The 19,570-nt window shown below is 69.4% G+C and carries 12 protein-coding genes; 6 read left to right on the top strand and 6 right to left on the bottom strand.

The genetic code is table 11. The features are described from left to right. Window positions 1-7: 7 nt before the first annotated feature. Complete coding sequence (locus tag AB0I69_RS12960) at window positions 8-445, bottom strand: MarR family transcriptional regulator (protein WP_363095671.1); 438 nt, start codon at window positions 443-445, stop codon at window positions 8-10. Window positions 446-538: 93 nt separating this feature from the next. Between AB0I69_RS12960 and AB0I69_RS12955 the strand changes: the two genes are divergently transcribed. The 3 genes from AB0I69_RS12955 to AB0I69_RS12945 all read left to right on the top strand — a co-directional run bounded on the left by AB0I69_RS12955 (window position 539) and on the right by AB0I69_RS12945 (window position 4,753). Continuing rightward, the gene (locus tag AB0I69_RS12955) at window positions 539-1,459 is read left to right on the top strand and encodes a zinc-binding dehydrogenase (RefSeq protein ID WP_363095670.1); all 921 of its coding nucleotides are present in this window, start codon (window positions 539-541) and stop codon (window positions 1,457-1,459) included. Between the two features lie 173 nt (window positions 1,460-1,632). Beyond that, window positions 1,633-3,504 carry a sialidase family protein gene (locus AB0I69_RS12950; protein ID WP_363095669.1) on the top strand — a complete coding sequence of 624 codons (1,872 nt, stop codon included), beginning with the start codon at window positions 1,633-1,635 and terminating at the stop codon, window positions 3,502-3,504. 10 nt (window positions 3,505-3,514) lie between these two features. Continuing rightward, complete coding sequence (locus tag AB0I69_RS12945; RefSeq protein ID WP_363095668.1) at window positions 3,515-4,753, top strand: DUF4185 domain-containing protein; 1,239 nt, start codon at window positions 3,515-3,517, stop codon at window positions 4,751-4,753. Here AB0I69_RS12945 and AB0I69_RS12940 read toward each other — a convergent pair. Then, window positions 4,686-5,702, bottom strand: a complete 1,017-nt coding sequence (locus AB0I69_RS12940; RefSeq protein WP_363096131.1) for a bile acid:sodium symporter family protein — start codon at window positions 5,700-5,702, stop codon at window positions 4,686-4,688. The two genes, AB0I69_RS12945 and AB0I69_RS12940, sit on opposite strands and share 68 nt — an antisense overlap. Window positions 5,703-5,876: 174 nt before the next feature. Here AB0I69_RS12940 and AB0I69_RS12935 point away from each other — a divergent pair, with 174 nt between their 5' ends. Then, a complete protein-coding gene (locus AB0I69_RS12935; RefSeq protein ID WP_363095667.1) occupies window positions 5,877-6,746 on the top strand; it encodes a LysR substrate-binding domain-containing protein in 870 nt (289 codons plus the stop codon). Between the two features lie 170 nt (window positions 6,747-6,916). On the opposite strand, the gene AB0I69_RS12930 is transcribed toward AB0I69_RS12935, so the two are convergent. Both AB0I69_RS12930 and AB0I69_RS12925 read right to left on the bottom strand, forming a co-directional pair. Beyond that, the gene (locus AB0I69_RS12930) at window positions 6,917-8,065 is read right to left on the bottom strand and encodes a DUF3500 domain-containing protein (protein WP_363095666.1); all 1,149 of its coding nucleotides are present in this window, start codon (window positions 8,063-8,065) and stop codon (window positions 6,917-6,919) included. Window positions 8,066-8,274: 209 nt separating this feature from the next. After that, window positions 8,275-9,288, bottom strand: coding sequence for an Lrp/AsnC family transcriptional regulator (locus AB0I69_RS12925; protein ID WP_363095665.1), 1,014 nt, complete (start codon window positions 9,286-9,288; stop codon window positions 8,275-8,277). A 108-nt stretch (window positions 9,289-9,396) separates the two neighbouring features. On the opposite strand from AB0I69_RS12925, the gene AB0I69_RS12920 reads away from it, so the two are divergent. Together AB0I69_RS12920 and AB0I69_RS12915 are read left to right on the top strand one after the other, a co-directional pair. Further along, window positions 9,397-10,908, top strand: coding sequence for an MFS transporter (locus AB0I69_RS12920; protein ID WP_363095664.1), 1,512 nt, complete (start codon window positions 9,397-9,399; stop codon window positions 10,906-10,908). 241 nt (window positions 10,909-11,149) lie between these two features. Next, window positions 11,150-12,976 carry a long-chain fatty acid--CoA ligase gene (locus tag AB0I69_RS12915; protein ID WP_363095663.1) on the top strand — a complete coding sequence of 609 codons (1,827 nt, stop codon included), beginning with the start codon at window positions 11,150-11,152 and terminating at the stop codon, window positions 12,974-12,976. Window positions 12,977-12,988: 12 nt separating this feature from the next. Here AB0I69_RS12915 and AB0I69_RS12910 read toward each other — a convergent pair whose 3' ends face one another. Together AB0I69_RS12910 and AB0I69_RS12905 are read right to left on the bottom strand one after the other, a co-directional pair. Further along, entirely contained in the window at window positions 12,989-15,055 is a 2,067-nt protein-coding gene (locus tag AB0I69_RS12910; RefSeq protein ID WP_363095662.1) for a PQQ-dependent sugar dehydrogenase, read from the bottom strand. After that, the gene (locus AB0I69_RS12905; protein ID WP_363095661.1) at window positions 15,052-19,566 is read right to left on the bottom strand and encodes a glycosyl hydrolase family 28 protein; all 4,515 of its coding nucleotides are present in this window, start codon (window positions 19,564-19,566) and stop codon (window positions 15,052-15,054) included. The genes AB0I69_RS12910 and AB0I69_RS12905 overlap by 4 nt, the downstream gene beginning before the upstream one ends. Window positions 19,567-19,570: the final 4 nt, after the last annotated feature.

Raw genomic sequence — 19,570 nt, 5'->3', positions numbered from 1 at the left:
GCCCCCGTCAGCCGTCCGTACCGGAAATCCGGATCAACAGGTCCATGAACCGGGCGCGTTCGGCCGTCGACAGCGGGGCGAGGAGCTCCTCGTTGGCCTCACGGGCCGCCTTCTCGCAGCGCTTCAGCAGCCGTGCACCCTCGGTCGTGAGCGACACCGCGTTCTTGCGGCGGTCGTTCGGGTCCGGCTCCCGTACGACCAGGCCGGAGGACTGGAGGTCGTTGAGGATGCCGACGACGTCCTTGGGGTCGAGCCCGACACTGCGGCCGAGGTCGGCCTGGGCGACGGGGGCGAGATCGCGGACGGCGGAGAGCACCACGTGGTGCCACATCTTCACCCCCTCGGCGGCCAGGGCGTCGGCGACGAGGGCCCGGCCGCGGGCGGCGGCTCGGCCGAGGAGCCAGCTGGGGAGGGAGCGGATCGCGGGGAGGGGTGCTTCGGCCATGCGGGCAGCCTAGCGAAAAGTCGTTGAACCTCCCAATGAAATCGTGAATATCATTGGGCATCCCAACGACTTTCGACGATCCCTGGAGGTGCGATGCGTCGCGTCCGGTACGAGTCCACCGGCGGCCCGCTGTTCCTGGAGGAGGCCCCCGTCCCCGAGCCGGGCCCCGGCGAAGTCCTCGTCCGCACCGAGGCGGTCGGGGTCACCCTGCCCGTCGTCCGCAAGGTCACCGAGGCCGCCGAGCCGATCCCGCTCGGCGGCGAGATCGCCGGGGAGGTGGCCGCCGTGGGCGAGGGCGTCACCCGTTTCCGGGCGGGCGAGCGCGTGACGGGTCTGTGCTTCGGGCACGGATACGCCGACTACGCCGTCCTCCACGAGGCCATGGCCTCCCCCGTGCCCGGCACCGCCTCCGCCGTCGACGCGGTCGCGCTCGTCCGCAGCGGGCTGGTGGCCCTGGGCGCGCTGGACGCGGCCCGCCCCGAACCCGGCGAGGCCGCCCTGATCACGGCCGCGGCGAGCGGAGTCGGCCATCTCGCCGTGCAGTTGGCGAAGGCGCGGGGCTGTGCCGGGCGGGTGGTGGGCGCGGTGTCCGATCCGGCGAAGGCCGACTTCGTGGGCGCGCTGGGCGCCGCCGAGGTGGTCACGTACGGGCGGGACGACTGGGGCGGCCCCTTCGGCTACGTCCTCGACGCGGTGGGCGGCGACCTGCTCACCCCGGCCGTCGCCGCGCTGGCCCCGGGCGGGCGGCTCGTGGCGTACAGCTCCGGCGGCGGGACGATCCAGGCGTACGACCTGCTCGTGGGCGGCAAGTCCGTGATCGGGTTCCAGACGGCTCGGATCGCGCGCGGGAAGCCGGAGTTGTTCGAGCAGTGGCGGCAGGAGCTGTGGCGGCTGTTCGCGGAGGGCACCCTGAAGCCTGTGGTGCACGGGGAGTTCGGGCTGGCGGAGGCCGCCGCGGCACACAGGGTGATCGAGTCGCGGAGCAACCTCGGCAAGGTCGTGCTGCGCCCCTGAGGCGTCACACCGGAGCTGACGCTCCCTCACTGTCCGTCCGCCACGGCCGACTTCCGCACCTCCGACCGCTGCACGCTTCTTGTGAGGCACCGGAGGCCCCAACTAACGTCTGTGACACGCCCGTTGGACGTGGGATGTCCGGATGTCCAGACGAATGAAGGGCAGGTAGCACCATGCCGTCGAGTCTTCGCGCACGTCTGAGATCCACCCTCACCGCCGCACTCACCCTGGCCGCGCTGCTCATGCTCCCGAGCCCCGCGCACGCCACCGCCCAATCCGCCGCCCCCACCCCCGAGTTCGACCAGCAGGTCCTCTTCAAGGCCTCCCAGGACCCGGGCTACGCCTGCTTCCGCATCCCCGCCGTGGTGAAGACGAACGACGGCACTCTGCTCGCGTTCGCCGAGGGCCGGGTCCTCAACTGCGGTGACGCCGCCGACATCGACATCGTCGTCAAGCGCTCCACGGACGACGGCCTCACCTGGAGCCCGCTTCAGGTCGTCAACCGCGGCGGCGGCGACACCCACGGCAACCCGGCGCCCGTCGTGGACCGTAGGACCGGGCGCATCCTGCTCGCCGAGACGTACAACACGGGCCGTACGGACAGCACCAGTTGCTCGGTCCCCTGCGATCGCACCCCGCACCTGCAGTACAGCGACGACGACGGTCTGACCTGGTCGCAGCCGCGTGATCTGAGCGACGAGATCCTGCCCCCGAACTGGAACTCCTGGTACGCCACCGGCCCCGTGCACGGCATCCAGCTCACCCGCGGCAAGCACCGGGGCAGGCTCGTGTTCGGCGTCAACACCGAGACCTGGGACGGGAGTCGGGTCACCGCGAACAACGCGGCGCTGATCGTGAGCGACGACGGAGGCGACCACTGGAGGATCGGCGCCACCGACTCGTATCCGATCGCGGCCGACGGGACCTGGCGGCAGAAGCCGTCCGAGGTGACGTTGACCGAGCGCATCGACGGTTCGGTCCTGGTGAGCGGCCGTGAACAGGACGGCACCGACCTCGGCCACCGCACCCAGGCGGTCAGCCGCGACGGCGGCGACAGCTTCACCGCGCCCTTCCGTGACCTGCCCGACCTGTACGCCCCGCAGGTCCAGTGCTCGACGCTGGGCGTCGGCTCCCGCATCCTGCTGTCCTGCGACGCCGACCCCGACCGCCGCCGCACGATGATGATCCGCTCCTCCTACGACGGCGGCCGGACCTGGGACAGCGTGGACCGCGGCACGGTCGTGACGAAGGACTGGTCGGGCTACTCCGACATGGCGCGCATCGACGGCGACACGGTGGGGCTGCTCTACGAGGGCGGTGCCGTGAGCGCCACCGACGAGATCCGCTTCGCCCGTTTCAACGAGGCCTGGCTGCAACCGCGTCGGGGCCCGGACCCGACGACCGCCGACCTCGCCCCGCACGCCGAGCGCTCGGCCGTACTCGGCGGCGCCCAGGAGACGGACGGCGTGTCCGGCGGCGCCCTGTCCTTCGACGGCGTCGACGACGCCGTCCGCCTGCCGTACAGCGACCGACTCCCCCTGGGCACAAAGGACTTCACGGCATCCCTCTGGTTCCGCTACACCGCCACGACCGGCGATCAGCCGTTCCTGTGGATGGGCGGGGTCGGCACCACCCAGCCGCAGGTCTGGCTGCGCGGTGAGCCCGCCGGCAACCATGTCCGGGCGCTGATCACCACCCGGGACGGTGCGACGACCGTCCACACCACCTCGGTCGTCACCACCGGCGCCTACAACGACGGCGAGTGGCACCAGGCCGTACTGCGGCGCGGCGGTGGGCAGTTGACCCTGTCCGTCGACGGTACGGCGGTGAGCACGGCGGACGTCGTGGGCTCCGTCAGCCGCAACTCGCCGTTCGGTGTGCACATCGGTCAACGTATGGACAGCCTCCAGTACTTCACCGGGTCGGTCGACGAAGTCCACGTCTGGGACCGGATGTTGACGGACGACGAGCTGGCCGCGCAGGATCCCCCCACCGCGGGGACCGTGCTGTGGCTGCCCATGGACCATGTGAGCGGCAGCCACTAACGTCCCGGGCGTGCCCGACGACCGACGAGCACGACAGCGCACGGGAGCCGGGGTCGGCCTGCTGCTGACCCTGGTTCTCGCGGCCGTGCTGCTCACCTCCCTCCCGAAGGACCACGACCGGGAGGGCGGCGGCGCGTGCACGGCCCGTACGGTGCGCTCCTGGTCGGCGGATGCTCGGCTCACCAACTCCTTTGCCGCGTACGGCGACGACGAGACCCGCACCGACGACTGGACCGGCGGCGACGGCACCCACTCGGTGCGGCTGCCGGACGGGCGGATGCTGTGGCTGTTCTCCGACACCTATCTCGGCCAGGTGCACGGCCCGCCCAACCCGGTCGGCGAGTCGTACGCCTGGCGGGACACCACCGCGCCGCTGGTGCGCAACTCGGCGGTGGTGATGCGCGACGGGCACCCCCAACTCACGCTCCCCGCACCGCTGTTCCCCGATCCCGCCCCGAACGAGTGGCGTTGGCCGGTCGCGGCCCGTGTCGAGCCCCGCTCCCCCGGCTCGGCCGAGTCGGTCGTACGGGTGCTGCTGTGGACGCGGACGGCCGGGCAGTACCCGTGGATCTACGGTGTGCCGACCGCGACCGAGGTGGCCACGTTGTCGCTGCCGGACCTGCGGGTCGAGTCGATCGTGAAGGTCTTCGACCAGCAGTTGGTCCAGGACCCGTCCCTGCGGGTGCAGTTCGGGACGACGTTGGTCGCGGTGGGCGGGTGGACGTACGTCTTCGGTGGGAACGACGCCCAGGCCGCGGCCCGGCCGACCTCCTCGGCGTATGTGGCGCGGGTGCCGGAGGGGCGGCTCGGGGAGCCGGTCGCCTGGGAGTACTGGGACGGCTCGGCGTGGACGGGTCGTGCCGGGCCGCGGCCGGTGCTCGGTGATGGTCGACACACGGGTGTGGGCAGCGCGTTCTCGGTGGTGCGGGACGGCGGGACGTACGTCCTGTTCACGATGGCCGCGGGCAGCCGGGGCCTCACCACCGTCACCTCGTACTGGGCCTGTTCGCCCACCGGGCCGTGGCACGGGCCGACCAGGAGTTTCAGCCCGCCGCTGCCGCCGGGGCAGGTCGCCGCGTACAACCCGCAGGTGCACACGGCGTTGCGCGGCGACGGGCGGATCGTGCTCAGCTACGACGTCAACTGGCTGGACGCGACGGCCACTTCGGCGGCGCTGAACCTCAGCCGGAACGTGTCCCTGTACCGACCGCGGTTCGTGACCCTGCGGTTGGGGCCGCCGACTCGGTGACCTCGGGCAGTGGATCGCGGGCGCGGCGCTTGGCGATGACCGCGCACACCATCAGCTGCATCTGGTGGAAGAGCATCAGCGGCAGCACGGCCAGTGAGGCGTGGGCGCCGAACAGGACGCTGGCCATGGGCAGTCCGGAGGCGAGGGACTTCTTCGAGCCGGCGAACTGGATGGCGATCCGGTCCTCCCGGTCGAAGCGCAGCGCCTTGCCGCCGTACCAGGTCAGGGTGAGCATCACCGCGAGCACGACGGCCTCGACGGCGAGCAGTCCGGCGAGGCGAACCGCACTCACCTGGTGCCAGATGCCCTGGACCATGCCTTCACTGAACGCGGTGTAGACGACAAGCAGGATCGAGCCGCGGTCGACGTAGCCGAGGATCTTCTTGTGCCGGGTGATGAAGCCGCCGATCCAACGCCGCAGCAACTGCCCGGCCAGGAACGGCACCAGGAGTTGCAGCACGATCTTGAGGAGTGAATCGGCGGAGAAACCGCCGCCGCTGCTGCCGAGCAGGGCGCCGGCCAGCAGCGGGGTGATGACGATGCCGGCGAGTGAGGAGAAGGAGCCGGCACAGATCGCGGCGGGCACGTTGCCGCGCGCGATCGACGTGAACGCGATCGACGACTGGACGGTCGACGGGACGAGGGTGAGGAAGAGCAGCCCCTGGTAGAGGGGGTGGGTCAGCAGCACCGGGACGAGACCGCGGGCGGCCAGGCCCAGCAGCGGGAAGACGACGAAGGTGCAGGCCAGGACGGTGGTGTGCAGTCGCCAGTGCTTGAGTCCGTCCAGTGCCTCACGCGTCGACAGCCGGGCGCCGTAGAGGAAGAAGAGGAAGGCGATCGCGGCCGTGGAGGCGCCCGAGGCGACGTCGGCGCCCGCGCCTCTCGCGGGGAGGAGTGCGGCGATGCCCACCGTCCCGAGGAGCAGCAGGATGTAGGGGTCGATCGGCATCCAACTCGGCCATCGCAGGCGTTTCACTGTGCTCCACTACCTCGCTGTACGTCCGCTCCGTCTTCCGGCACGGACTCGTGCCCTCCCATCGTCCTCGCCAGACCCTTGATCGGGAATCCGTCATACCGCTCTGACTGCCATCACGTTTCGCGATAACCGGTTACGGTGTATGGCATGTACGACCTCTCTCACCTGCGTACCTTCCTCGCGGTGTCCCAGACCCTGAGTTTCACGCAGGCCGCCCGGCGGCTCGGGCTGCGTCAGTCCACCGTGAGCCAGCACGTGCGGCGCCTGGAGGACGCGACGGGACGGCAGCTGTTCACCCGGGACACGCACTCCGTGGAGCTGACGGAGGACGGCGAGGCGATGCTGGGCTTCGCGCGCCGGATCCTGGAGGTGCAGGAGCAGGCCTCGGCGTTCTTCACCGGCACCCGACTGCGCGGGCGGCTCCGCTTCGGCGCGTCCGAGGACTTCGTCCTCACCCGGCTGCCGGAGATCCTGGAGGGCTTCCGGTACGACCACCCCGAGGTCGACCTTGAGCTGACGGTCGAGCTGTCCGGCACGCTGCACGAGCAACTGGCGGCCGGCAAGCTGGACTTGGTGCTGGCGAAGCGGCGGGCCGAGGACCTGCGAGGTGAACTGGTCTGGCACGACAAGCTGGTGTGGATCGGCGCGGAGCGGCTCCGCCTGGACGTGGATCGCCCTGTGCCGCTGATCGTCTATCCGCCGCCGGGCATCACGCGGGCGCTCGCGCTGGAGGCGTTGGAGCGGCAGGGGCGGGCGTGGCGTATCGCGTGCACCAGCGGGAGCCTCAACGGGCTGATCGCCGCGGCCCGGGCGGGGCTGGGGGTGATGGCGCACTCACGAGGTCTGGTGCCACCGGGGCTGGTGCGGGTGCCCGATCGGGCGGGGTTGCCGGAGTTGGGCGAGGTCGACTTCGTGTTGGTGCACGGGCGGCGGCGGGTGTCGGCGCAGGGGGCGGCGGACGCGTTGGCGGCGGCGATTCTGGCGGGCGGGGATCGGTTGCACCGGCGCGGTCCGTAGTCCCGGTCTTTTCATTGCAGTTCGATGCCGGGATTCAATTCCGCGGGGGTGCGAGAAAACGCGTACAAGAATGCTGACGACGATGAATTCCTCGACCGTCTGCGGGTAATTCCCGACAGCGGGCGGCACTGCCGGAAGCAGCGCCGCCCGTTATGTCATCGGGGGGTGGTTCAGGAGAACGAGAATTCTCCTCCGTAGTCGGTGTCGTGATCGCGGTAGACGGAGCTGTAGTTGAGCTGGCTGGTGTCGACCACGCCGTCCTTGACCGAGAACTCGATCCAGACACCGGGTCCGTCGATGCGGACGTAGTCGCCCGCGGTGTCCAGTGCGGTGGTGCCGGAGTACGAGATGTAGGTGTCGTCGAGCTCCGACTTGTAGGTGCTCAGGGTGGACGCGGCGGTCGTGTCGTCCGCGGCCTCGACCCACGGCTCGATGGCGTCGAGCACCAACTGCTGCTGGTCGTCGGTCAGTTCGCTGACCGCGAGGCCCTCCTTGGTGTCGGGGAAGTCGCCGTCCTCGTCCGGGCCGAGCACCACGTCGCTGGTGGAGTCGGAGAGCTCCGCCTCCGTCAGTTCGTCGTCGCTCAGACCTTCGAGCATCGCCTCCACCCCGTCGTGCATCCCGGCCAGGGGTGCGTAGGTGGTGCCGTCGTCGTCGGTCCAGCTGGCGGGTTCCACCCCGGCGAAGTACGGGGTGGAACCCACGACCTCCCCGTCCTTGTAGGTGAGGTTCACGGCCAACTGGTCGCCGCCGAAGTGCAGTTGCCAGGTGCCGGAGGTGCTCGGGGTGCCCAGGAAGGCGAGGTAGTAGTTGCCGCTGCCGTAGCTGCTGTCGGTGTCGCCGAGGACGTCGTCGGCCGCCAGGATCTGGCTGATCTGGTCGTAGCCGGTGTCGGTCCCGGTGCCCGTGGCCGCCTCGACCACCGCCTTGGCGGCGGTGAGCTGGGTGTCGCTGAGCGTGCTCAGTTCGATGCCGACCCGGCAGGTCGAACCGCACGTCTCGTTCGACCAGGCGATGGCGTTCGCCTGCGTGAAGTCGAGGAGTACGTCGGCCTGTTGGTCGTCGTCCAGGGTCTTCAGGAACGCGTTGGCGGCGTCGACCACGTCCGAGACGGAGGAGCCCGTCCCGGCCGTGCCCGTGGGCTCGGGGGCGGAGGCGGAGGCCGGCGTGGACGGGGAGGTGGATCCAGGGGTGGTCGGGGACGTCGATCCGGGGGTGGTCGGGGACGCGCTGGTGGAGGGGTCCGGCGTGACGGATGCGGCGTTCGCGTTGGCGTACATCGCGCCGCCGAGGAGGGTCGTCGCCGCCGCTAAGGCCATGACGATCTTCCTGCGGCGACCCAGCGACCTGCGGTGAGCGTTTTGGGTCTTCAATTCGATATTCCCTTCAGGTGGCTCACCGGAAGGACTTCCGAAGACTATTTCCAAAAGATCTTTCGGGAAATCCCTGCGGCATCGGTTTGGACGAGCCACATTCGATCGCCGAACACTGTGATTCCCATCTCCGGGTGCTTGGTTTTGCGCATGATTTATCTTGAACTTACTTTGAGGGAGGGCGAGTTGAGCGGGAGCGTCCGATACGTCAGCTGCTTCACGCGCCGCAGGAACGGGCTCGCCTCCACATGCCGCACCCCGTCGAGCTGTCCCAGAGCCCCGCTGAGGTAGTCGTACAGTCCCGCCGTGTCCTTCACCACCGCGGTCACGACGATGTTGGACGGGCCGGCCGTGGCGGAGGCGTACGCGATCTCGTCGTGCGTGGCCAGTGCCTCGCCGACCGACTGCAGCGCGGCCGGGGTCGCCGTGATCCAGAGCACGGCCGCACGCGTGTAGCCGAGCACCTCCGAGTCGAACTCGATGTCGATGTACACCGCGCCCGAGCCGATCAGGGAGGCGAGGCGGCGTTTGACGGCGGACTCGGAGCGGCCGGTGGCGCGCTGGAGTTCGGGATAGCCGGCGCGGCCGTCGCGTTCGAGGACGGCGATCAGGGCCTCGTCCTCGGGTTCGATGCGGGCGGGGCCGGGTGCGGGCGCCGGTTCGGGGAGCAGCGCGGCGATCTGGTCGTCGGCGAGCACCTTGAAGCGGCGGAGCCAGCCCGTCGGGCCACCGTAGAAGCGGTGGAGCATCTGGTGGGCGCGGATGTCCAGGACGCTGGGGGTGCGCGGGAGTTTGCCGAGCAGGAGGTCGTCGTAGTCGCCGGGGCTGCGGGGGCGGGTCAGGCAGACGATCTCGGTGCCGCCGGAGGCGAGGCCGATCCACGCGGTGTCGGGGCGTTTGGCGAGGGCGTCGGCGATGTTGAGGGCGTTGTCGGGGGCGCAGCGCAGGCGCAGCATCCACTGGTCCTGGCCGAGGCGTTCGGCGTCGCGGATCGCGACGACCCGGAGACCGGCCTCGGCGGTGAGTCTGCGGAAGCGGCGGGCGATGGTCTGGTCGGAGGCGCCGAGCACCGCACCGAGGCGGCTGAAGGAGGCCCTGCCGTTGAGCTCCAGGGCGGTCAGCAGTTGCGTGTCGAGCCGGTCGAGGGTGTCGGATTCCATCTCCAGCATGCCTCCTCCTGTCGGATTCCGGCGGCAAGGTGTCCGACACCGACTTGATCGTCCGGGTGGAACCCATCGTACGGAGAACTGCACAACCCGGACAGGGGAGTTGAGGACATGCGTACATGGGGGCCGCTCACGGCGGTGTGCCTGGGCACGTTCATGTTGTTGCTGGACGTGACGATCGTGGTCGTCGCGTTGCCGGACATGGCGCGGTCGTTGCACGCATCGCTGAGTGATCTGCAGTGGGTGGTGGACGGGTACGCGCTGGCGCTGGCCGCGCTGCTGCTGGGGGTCGGTGCCGCCGCCGACGTCCTGGGGCGTCGGCGGGTGCATGTGGTGGGTGTCGTGCTGTTCGCGGTGGCGTCGTTGTCGTGCGGGCTCGCGGGCGGGCCGGGTGCGCTCGTGGCCGCGCGGGCCGTGCAGGGTGTGGGGGCGGCGGCGATGCTCGCCACGACGTTGCCGCTGCTCGGTTCCGTCTACCAGGGGCGGCAGCGGTCGGTGGCGCTCGGGGTGTGGGGTGCGGTCAGCGGCGGGGCCGCGGCGGTCGGGCCGGTGCTGGGCGGGGTGCTCACCGAGGGGCCGGGCTGGCGGTGGATCTTCTTCGTGAACCTGCCGGTGAGCGTGGCCGCGGTATGGCTGACGCTGCGGGTGGTGCCGGAGTCGAAGGGGCCGCGCGGGATGCGCATCGACTGGCTCGGCACGATCGCGTTCGCGGGGTTCGCGGGCGGGGTGACGTATGCGGTGGTGCGCGCCGGCGAGGATGGCTGGGGTGCGTCGGTGACGCTCGGGTCGTTCGCGGTCGCGGCCCTCGCGCTGGTCTGCTTCGTGCTGGTGGAGCGGCGGGTGGCGCATCCGCTGCTGGATCTGTCGCTGCTGCGCAAGCCCGCCTTCGTGGGCGTGATGGCGGGGGCGCTCGCCTTCAACGGGGTGGCGTTCGGCGGGATGCCGTATCTGTCGATCTGGCTGCAGACGCTGCTGGGGATGAGTCCCGTGCGCGGCGGGCTGACGCTGCTGCCGCTGACGGGTGCGGCGGTCGTGGTGTCGGTGCTCGCCGGGAAGCTGCTGCACGGGGTGCCGGCTCGGCTGACCATCGGCGGCGGGCTGCTGCTGATCGGTACGGGCTGCTTCTGCCAGGCCGTCCTCGGCGCCGGTTCGGACTGGACGACGCTGACGCCGGGGCTCGTCCTGGTGGGCATCGGCACGGGGCTGGTGGCGCCCGGGATCGCCGGGGCGGCCCTCGCGGCGGTACCGGCCGAGCGTGCGGGCATGGCGGGCGGCGCCGTGAATACCGTACGACAGTTGGGGTATGCACTCGGCGTCGCCGTGTCCGGGACCGTACTCACCTCGCGGATGCGGGACACCCTCCCGCACGACTCGGCGCACACGCTGGCGGGCGGCGGGGCCGGGGCACTGCGCGGGACGTTCTCCGAACACGCGCTGCGGGCCGCGTTCGCGTCGGGTCTCGACTCGGCGCTCGTGGTGGCCGGCTTCGTCGGGACGGCGGCGGCCGTGCTGGTGCTCACCCTGGTCAGGCCGGGTCGCGCGGAGCGGACCGGAGGGACGGCGGGTGTGACGGAATCCGCCGCGCGGACGCTGTTCGGAGAGGAGACGGCGTCGCACGGGTGACGTCGTGCGAGCGGGACGTCAGGGGTAATCGGGTCGTACAGATTCGGTGGAGATTACGGGACCGAAACCTACGGAACCGTAAGGATTTCTGTCCGACCCTTCCCCTTGTGAGGGCATTTTCCGTCGCTGACCAGTGCAGACGTGAGCACCGCTCGATTTCCGCCCCCCTCCCGCCCGTCGGCCCGGTGGGGTAGCTTTCACGGCGCTGTAGGGGAGTGCCAACAGGAGCGGGGAGCGGGGTTTGCGCGAGTACAACAACCCTCCGTTGGCGTTGGCACCGCCGGTGGGCGGTCTGGCCGACGTCGTCTTCGAGCGTGCCCAGGACGACCCCCTCCATGTCTCCCTCGGCCGCAAGGACGAGCAGGACGAGTGGCGGGACGTGACCGCCGCCGAGTTCCGTGACGAGGTCCTCGCGCTCGCCAAGGGCCTGCTCGCGCGGGGCGTCCGCTTCGGCGACCGGGTCGCGATCATGTCCCGTACCCGCTACGAGTGGACGCTGTTCGACTACGCGCTGTGGACGATCGGCGCCCAGGTGGTGCCGGTCTACCCCACGTCGTCGGCCGAGCAGTGCTTCTGGATGCTGCACGACGCGCAGGTCTCGGCGGCCATGGTCGAGCACGAGGACCACGCGATGACCATCGCCACCGTCATCGACCGCCTCCCCTCTCTGCACCAGCTGTGGCAGCTCGACACGGGCGCCGTGCAGGAGTTGTACGACGCCGGCGCGCACATCGAGGACGAGGTGGTGCACCGGCACCGCCAGGCCGTCACCCCGGACTCGACCGCGACGATCATCTACACCTCGGGGACCACGGGCAGACCCAAGGGCTGTGTCCTCTCGCACGGCAACTTCGTGTACGAGGCGGACACGGTCATCGACCGCTGGGAGTCCGTCTTCCACTCGAAGAAGGGTGACGAGGTCGCGACCCTGCTGTTCCTGCCGCTGGCGCACGTCTTCGGGCGGATGGTGCAGGTCGCGGCGATCCGCGGCGGGGTCCGCTTCGGCCACCAGCCGCAGCTCAACGCGGCTGCCCTGCTGCCCGACCTGGTCGCCTTCAAGCCGACGTTCATCCTCGCCGTGCCGTACATCTTCGAGAAGGTCTTCAACGCGGCCCGCCGCAAGGCCGAGAAGGACGGCAAGGCCGGGCCGTTCGAGAAGGCCGTCGAGATCGCGGTGAAGTACGCGGACGCCGTCGAGGCGAAGGCCTGGGGCACCGGCCCCGGCCCCTCGGCGGGGCTGCGCATGCAGCACCAGCTCTTCGACAAACTCGTCTACTCCAAGGTGCGGGCCGCGATGGGCGGCCGTATCCGCAACGCCATGTCCGGCGGGTCGGCCATGGACCGTCGCCTCGGACTGTTCTTCGCCGGCGCGGGCGTCCAGATCTACGAGGGCTACGGCCTCACCGAGTCGACGGCCGCCGCGACCGCCAACCCGCCCGACCGCACCCGCTACGGCACGGTCGGCCAGGCCATCCCGGGTGTCACCGTGCACATCGCGGACGACGGCGAGATCTGGCTGAACGGCCCCAACGTCTTCCAGGGCTACCTCAACAACCAGAAGGCCACCGACGCGACCCTGCACGACGGCTGGCTCGCCACCGGTGACCTGGGCTCCCTCGACGAGGACGGCTATCTCACCATCACCGGGCGCAAGAAGGAGATCCTGGTGACCTCCGGCGGCAAGAGCGTCGCGCCGGGAATCCTTGAGGAGCGGGTGCGGGACCATCCGCTGGTCTCGCAGTGCATCGTCGTCGGCAACGACCGCCCCTACATCGCCGCCCTCATCACCCTCGACCACGAGGCCGTCGAGCACTGGCTCACCATGCGCGGCAAGCCGCAGCTGAGCCCGGCCGAGCTGGTGCGGGACAGCGACCTGGAGACCGAGGTGCGGCGCGCGGTGGTGGCCGCCAACACCCTGGTCTCGCAGGCCGAGTCGATCCGCACGTTCCGGATACTGGCCCAGCCGTTCACCGAGGAACACGGCCTGCTGACCCCGTCCCTGAAGCTGAAGCGCAAGGCCATCGAGAACACGTACTCCAACGAGGTCGAGGCGCTGTACCGGGCCTGAACTCCCGCTGCCCTAGCCGATGTTCACGCGGAAGATCTTGTCGGAGCCGTCCGCCTGGTTGCCGTTGTTGTCGCAGTTGGTGGTCGACAGCCACAGCTGGTCGGCGCCGGGGACCTTGGTGACCGTGCGCAGACGACCGTACGTTCCGACGTAGTACGCCGTCGGGGTGCCGACGCTCTCGTTGTCGCCGTTGATGGGGACGCGCCACAGGCGTTCGCCGCGCAGGGACGCCATGTAGACGACGTTGCGGACGATCGCGATACCGCTGGGCGAGGCCTCGTCGACGTTCCAGGTGGCCTTGGGGTTGGTCATCCCGGCAACACTGCAACTCCCTTCGCAGGTGGGCCAGCCGTAGTTCGCGCCCGGCTTGATGAGGTTGAGTTCGTCCTTGGAGCTGTTGCCGAACTCCGCTTCCCACAGACGGCCGTTGCGGTCGAAGGCCAGTCCCTGCGGGTTGCGATGGCCGTACGAGTAGACGTAGTTGCCGAACGGGTTGCCGGGGGCCGGTTTGCCGTCCGTCGTCATGCGCAGGATCTTGCCGTTGAGGGAGGTCTTGTCCTGGGCGAGGTCGGGTGTCTGGGCCTCGCCGGTGGAGACGTAGAGGTAGCCGTCCGGGCCGAAGGCGAGGCGCCCGCCGTTGTGGTAGCGGTTCTTCTTGATGCCCTGGAGGAGGACCGTGTAGCCGGTGAGGGTGGTGCCGTTGTACGTCATGCGGACGACGCGGTTGCCCTCGGACGCGGTGTGCATGAAGTACACGTAGTGGTTGGTGGCCCACTTCGGGTCGACGGCGACGCCGAGGAGGCCGCCCTCGCCGTTGGTGGTGACCACGTTGGGCACGGTGCCCACCTGGGTGCGGGTGCCGTCCTTGGTCGTCTTCCAGACCCGGAAGTCGTCCCGCTCGGTGACGAGAGCGCTCTGGCCGTCGGGCATCCAGTAGGTGCCCCACGGGATCGTCCAACCGGTGGAGAGCGTGGCGATGGAGGACGGGACGCCGCCGTCGGTGGCGCAGGCCTTCGTGGTGAAGGTGACGGTGTTGCTCGGCTCGGAGAGGTTGCCGGCCGCGTCACGCGCTACGACGTTCAGCGAGTACGGGCTGTCGCAGGCGAGGCCGGTGAGGGTGGTCGAGGTGCCGGTGGTGACCGTCTTGTAGACGGTGTCCCCGCTGCGGATGTCGTATGCGACAACCGATCGGTCGTCGGTGGACGCGCCCCAGGTGAGGTCGACCGTATTCGATGTGCTGTCGACCGCGGACAAAGTACCGGGCTTCGTCGGCGGGCTGGTGTCGGAGCTGGGTTTCGTCGTGCAGTCGACGACCGGGCTGGCGGGCGAGGTGTTTCCGGCCGCGTCGCGGGCGATGACGGTGAGGTCGTAGGTGGTGTTCGGGGCGAGCCCGGTGAGCGCCTGGCTGGTCGAACTCCCGGACGCCTCACCGATCTTGTTGCCGTGCTCGTAGAGGTCGTACGCCGTGACGCCCACGTTGTCGGTCGAGGCGCCCCAGGCCAGCGTGAGGCCGTCCTCGCCGATGTCCGAGCAACTCGGCCGGCCGGGACGGGTCGGGGCCTGTGCGTCGGACGCGGTTGCGACGCTGATGCCGTCGAGGTTGGGGCCTCCGTTCGCGGTGGTCGCGGTGGCCCGGATCCTGTCGGTGCCGGCGGTCAGCGGGACGTTCACGGTCTTCGTCGCCCAGGTGTTCCAGTCGGCGGTGGCGGGGAAGGAGACGGCGGGCGCTACGACCGTGCCGTTGACGGAGATGTCCAACGGGCGGTCGACGGCGGTGCCGTTGGCGTAGCGCAGGGCGAGCGACGCGGTGCCGGTAGCGGTGGCGCTCACCGTGAACTCCACATACGAACCAGTGACGTTGGTGTAGTCGACGAAGCCGGTGCCCGTGTACCCGGTGTGGTTGGTGGCCACGGTGCCCTGGACGACGGTGGCGTCCTCGGCCTGGTAGTCGGTGGTCGCCGCGTGCGCGGTGCTGCCGGTGAGTCCGGCGAGCGGCACGGCGAGCGCCAGGGTGAGGGCGAGGGAGAGGATCGGCGAGAGGCCTCGCGTGCCCCGCGCCGGTGTTCTGTCGCGCGTCATGAGTGCCCCCTCGGAGTGCTGTCGACCGGGTTCACCCGGATCAGGCGGGTCTCGCCCGGCCGTAGCGTCGCGCTGTACGAGTCCGCGATGCTGCCCTTGTGGGAGCCGGACCAGAGGTCGGTGACGTCGCCGGAGCCGGTGAAGCCGACCTGCGACCAGTTCACGGAGACCGTCGCGCTGCCGGACGTACCGGTGTTGAACAGGGCGACCACGTACGCGCCGTCGCTCTCGCGTTTGCTCCAGACCTGCTGCACGCCGCTGTTCACCACGCGTTTCGCGGCGACGCCGTCCTGATCGACGCCAATGAGACGGTCGTTGGTGAGCATCGCCTTGTCGACGGGGTCGAGGTGGGTGACGTCGGTGCCGAGCAGCAGGGGCGAGCCCGCCATCGCCCACAGGGTGAAGTGCGAGCGCCGCTGGTCGGCCGTCAGGCCCACCTGGTCGCCGTTGCCGACCTCCAGGGAGTCCAGGTCGTTCCAGCCACCCGGACCGGCGTACGGCTGCCAGGACGCGGCGGTGTTGAAGCGCGCGGAGACGTGCGACCAGTCGGTGAGCGGATAGCCGCTGCCGTTGGCGCCGGGGCCGCAGTAGCACTCGACGTCGCCCTGCGTGCGCCAACTGTTCGCCAGCGAACGCCAGGTGGCGGCATCGGCGATCGGAAGGTTGTTGGACAGCGCGAAGTTGACGGTCCGTCCGCTCGCCCGCAGCGCCTTGTCCCAGGCCTGGACGTCCGGGATGTCGGCACTGCCCACGCCGTCGATCTTCAGGTAGTCGACGCCCCAGGAAGCGAACTGCTTCGCCCACGAGTTCACGAACTCCTGGGCGCCCGGCTTCCCGTAGTCGATGTAGTACATGTTCTTGCAGTTGTAGTTCTTCTCGGTCCTCGTCGTGTCCGCGATGTCCTTCGCGTGGTACGAGGTGCCCTCGATCGGAGTGTTCGCGGTGACGGCGTTCCTGGCGATGCCCGGGGTGACGTAGAAGCCGAACTTCAGCCCCTTGGAGTGGATGTAGTCGGCCAACGCCTTTATTCCGGACGGGAACTTGGCCGTGTCGACGGCCCAGCGGCCGTAGGAGTCGACGGTGAAGCCGTTGGCGTCGCACTTCTGCCAGAAGTCGTCGAGGTTGACATACACGAAGCCGTGGTTCTTGAGGCCGCTCGACACCAGGGCGTCAGCCTGGGCTTTGATCTTGGCCTCGGTGGGCGTGCGGCGGACATAGCTCCAGCTGCTCCAGCCCATGGCGGGACGGAGGGACTGGCCGTTGTCGGACTTCGTGGTGAAGGTCGCGGGGGTCGCGTAGGACGTGCCGATCCACCCCTCGTCGATCCGCAGCCGCTGGTAGCGGGCGGTGTCGGTGGCGGCTGCCCAGGTCGAGTCGACTTCGAGGCGGACGTAGCGGGCGTTGGCCGCGGTGAGGTCAATGCCCTGGATTCCGCGGCGACTTGGGAGCTGCCCGGTCTTGACCGCGCTCCCCCAGTTGGTGCCGTCGTTGCTCAGGAACACCTTGTAGTCCTTGATGCGCGCCGACTGTTCGGTGTCGGAGCGGGCGTAGGCGACGGAGTCCTCGCGCTGGTTGAGCCCGATGTACTGCACCCTCTTCGAACTGCCCAGGTCGAAGGTGAGGTTGACCGGCAGGGTCTTGTCGTTGTCCCAGTAGGTGAGGTAACTCCCGTCCCCGGCGGCCGAACCCGCGTGCCCGCTCGCCGAGGCGCTCGCGCTCACGGTGACGCCGGACAGGATGCCCTGGCGGCCGACGGTCGTGACCTTGAAGACGGTGTCGTACGGGTCCCAGCCGCCGAGACCGCTGAGCGTGAGCACTCCCCCGGACTGGGACCACGAAATCGCCGCGCCGGTACGGAGGTTGGTGACGGAGGCGATGCGGTAGCCGTTGTCGCGGATGCGCAGGGTGCTGGTGCTGGGCGGGGTCAGCACGTGGACGTACTGGAGGTTCGGGTCGGTCCGGCTGATCGTGGTGACGCCGTGGGCGCCGTCGTTCCAGAAGCCGGGTTTGAGGCCGCCGTACATGTAGCCGCCGCCCTCGGTGCCGTGCAGGGATTCCCAGATGGGGTCGAGGTAGGAGTCGGCGAAGGTGTTGAAGGCTGCCTGGTTCGCCGGGAATCTGCCGTTGACCTGGGCGGTCTCGGCCATCAGCGCCTTGACCGAGGAGCCGGCGTTGGTGACGAGGCGGCCGAGGGTGAGGGCGCGGTCGACGGTCGGGTCGGAGCCGTCGTACCACCAGGCGCCGGTCGACGGGAGCTTGAAGTCGGCTTCCGTCAGGCGGGGTTGTGCGGTGTACACGGCCTGCGGGTAGTCGTACGCGGGCGACATTCCCGTCTTCTGCTCGTTGCTGATCATGTCCATGATCGGCGTGTCTTCGTTGTTGTTGCTGAGCGTGTAGTTGGGGCGTTTCTGGTAGATCTGCTGGTAGAGGTCGTGGCTCTCCCAGTACGCGTTGTCGTTGTCGATCCAGAAGCCGCCGAGGTCGGGATAACGGTCCATGACCTCGAAGAAGTTGTCGTAGCTGAACTGCCCGAAGCCGTCGCGGGTGGTCAGGTCGACGTTCTTGCCCTTGTAGGCGGAGTAGGCCGCCGAGTCGAGCCACTCGTGGCCGCCCTCGTCGTGCCACTGCGGGTCGTCGGTCATGTAGAGGACGACCTTCATGCCCTTGGCCTTGGCGGCGGTGATCAGCTCGCCGAGGAAGTCCCGCTTCGTGGAGCAGGATCCGGGGATCTTCGAGGGCCAGGGGCGCGCGTAGCCGAGCCGGCTGTGGAATGTAGCCAGTACGAGGTATTGCGTATGCAGTTTCCGGGCCTCGTTCACCCAGTAGTCCGGCGTCCAGCCGCCGTTCGTGACATCGCTCTCCCAGCCGGTGCAACTGGTGTGGGCGGGCGCGGTGCGCAGACCCCAGTGCAGGAACAGGCCGCCGACGGAGTGACGGAGGAAGTCCTGGCGGGGGTTCTCCAGGTCGAGCGGGCGTGCGTTCGTGGCCGCGCAGTTCTCGGTGGAGCCGGTGCTGGACACACGCGTCGAACCGGCGCCGCTCACGCAGTATCCGTTCACGTCCTGGAAGCCCATGTCGTACGGCGAGTTGGAGCCGCGCTGGGCGGTGAAACCCGTGAACCGGATGCCGCTCGCCGCGTTGGCGACGACCGCCGGCCGTCCGTCGTTCGCCGCGAACTCGACCGAGCTGTCGGTGAATTGGACGTTGTAGGCGTTGTGGAGATACCAGCCGTAGGCGGGCCGGGTGCCGATGGCCTTGGGGTTGTAGTCCTTGGGGTCGTTGCTCGGCACACTGGTGGACATCGTGCCGTTGCCGCCGGGGACGGTGATGTCGACGTTCGTGAACGTGATCCCGTCGATGCGGTGACCGGTCTCGCCCCACAGAGTCGGGCTGAACGAGGGGCTGTTGCCGGTGGCCTTGATGTTGTCGTAGGTGACATCGCTGATCGAGCCGACACCCGGACTGTTGCCGCAGCGCTTTCGGGTGCCGATCTTCTCCATGATCGGTGAGTGGACGTCGGTCATGGTGATGTCGCGGTAGTGGACGTCGGAGATCTTCGCGCCGTCCATGGAGACCATGCCGAGGCCGGACTTGTCGGCGCCCTCGATCCGGATCTTCTCGAACCGGTAGTCCGAGAAGTCGCCGCAGGTCTCGGAGCCGAACATGAGGGCGTTGCAGCACTTGGCCGACAGATACGAATCACTCACCCGCACATGGCCGTTGGGGAGTTTGGCGCCGAGCGCGTAGTCGCTCTTGAAGACGAGTGCGTCGTCGTTCGCCTTGATGCCGGCGTTGGTCACGGTGACGTTCGTCGTGGAGATGATGTTCCAGCCGTCGCGGTCGCTCGCGGTGTCGATGGTCAGGTGGTCCGAGGTGACGTTCTTGCAGCCGTTGACGAGCGCGGCGAAGTGGCCGCCCCGGCGCAGGGTGAGCCCGTCACCGATGCGGAGCCCGTCGCAGCGCGTCAGCGACAGGATCTTGTCGGCCTGGCCCGACTTGGGGTTGCCGGTGATCAGGTTGCCGAGCCCGTCGATGACCCCGCCGCCGACGAAGCCGATGTTGGTGAGCCGGTCGCCGTAGATCATCGCGTCGTGGAAGTGGCTGTGCCCGTAGTCCTGGTACTGGTCGTACGGATTGGGCTCGGGGGCGTCGTAGGTGTCCGCCGACGAGCCCTGGATCGTGGCGCCGGTGTCGACCTGGAGCGTCACGTTGCTCTTCATGTGGATGGTGTTCTTGGACTTGTAGGTGCCGGCGGGGAAGCGGACCGTGCCGCCACCGGCCGAATTGGCCGCCGTGATGGCCTTGTTGACGGCCGGGGTGTCGTTGGCGGAGCCGTCGCCCTTGGCGCCGTAGTCGCGGACGTCGTACGCGACGGCGTGCGGCGCACGCGGTGCGGGATGCGCCGCCGCGAGGGCCGAGGGGTGGGCGAGGCCGAGGACGACGGCGAACGCGAAGAACACGCTCGCCGCCCAACTGCGGTGGTACATGGGCGATTTCATGGGGGGTTTCATGGAG

This window comes from Streptomyces sp. NPDC050508 (genome assembly GCF_040655155.1).
In the GTDB taxonomy this organism is placed as follows: domain Bacteria; phylum Actinomycetota; class Actinomycetes; order Streptomycetales; family Streptomycetaceae; genus Streptomyces.
Note: the sequence above shows the minus strand (reverse complement) of the source record. Positions and strands in the feature narration are given on the sequence as shown.